The organism is Cupriavidus sp. SIMBA_020, assembly GCF_046535395.1.
Classification (GTDB): domain Bacteria; phylum Pseudomonadota; class Gammaproteobacteria; order Burkholderiales; family Burkholderiaceae; genus Cupriavidus; species Cupriavidus campinensis.
Map to the genome: position 1 here is coordinate 1 of NZ_JAWRWU010000053.1, position 495 is coordinate 495.

General features: G+C 62.8%; 1 protein-coding gene. It reads left to right on the forward strand.

Annotated features, from left to right (window positions below):
* Nucleotides 1-495: T6SS phospholipase effector Tle1-like catalytic domain-containing protein (locus tag SB751_RS28100; RefSeq protein ID WP_410748796.1), on the forward strand; the 495-nt coding region annotated here is incomplete at both ends.

The window sequence follows — 495 nt, forward strand, 5'->3', positions numbered from 1 at the left end:
GATGGTGAAGCCGCGCCGCTGCATATCCGGTTTCTGGGTCTGTTCGATACCGTCGAGTCCGTCGGGCTGCCGGGGCACAACCTCAATAGCGACATGTGGATGCGTATTCCTGATCAGGTGGAACGGTGCTTTCACATCGCGGCCGGTCACGAGCTGCGGGCCTACTTCCCGCTGACACGGGCGCACGATGGCGGCGCACCGGTTGAAAAGCTGATCTGGCCCGGGGTGCACTCTGACATCGGCGGCGGCTATCGCCCCGGCGAACAGGCACGCTCCGACCTGCTGGCGCGCATCGCACTGAATCGCATGCGCCTGGAGGGTGCCATCAGCGGCGTGCCATTCACTGCGCCGTCGCTCGCCACCAAGGATGTCCACGATCTGTTTGAGTACGACGAGGACGTCAAAGCGCTATTCGACGAATACATGAGCCATGTCGATGCCGGCGGCACGCTCGAGGCGCAGATCTTCAGACACATGCGCCTCTACTATGGCTGG